Genomic DNA, 236 nt, shown 5'->3' with positions numbered 1-236 from the left:
GGCGGCGTATCCAGCTTGCGGGCGGGGGCGGCCAGGTTGGGGTCGGCCCGCTGGGCGACGTCATCGCGGCGCTCGCGCAGCGGCGGCCGGCGCAGCCGCACCACGTCCAGCCGATGCAGAAGGTCGGCGCGGAAGCGGCCCTGCGCCACCAGCGTTTCCCGGTCCTGGTGGGTGGCCGCACTCACGCGCACATCCACCCGGATCAATTCGCGGCCACCCACACGGAAAAACTCGCA

The 236-nt window shown here is 73.3% G+C and carries 1 protein-coding gene; it reads right to left on the bottom strand.

Going from position 1 to position 236, the window contains the following annotated elements:
- The coding region (locus ACQG3P_RS23595) for a sigma 54-interacting transcriptional regulator (protein WP_426806403.1) at positions 1-236 on the bottom strand (236 nt) is incomplete at both ends.

The sequence above is a fragment of the Stenotrophomonas sp. SrG genome (assembly GCF_050031795.1).
GTDB lineage: Bacteria > Pseudomonadota > Gammaproteobacteria > Xanthomonadales > Xanthomonadaceae > Stenotrophomonas > Stenotrophomonas rhizophila_A.
Note: the sequence above shows the minus strand (reverse complement) of the source record. Positions and strands in the feature narration are given on the sequence as shown.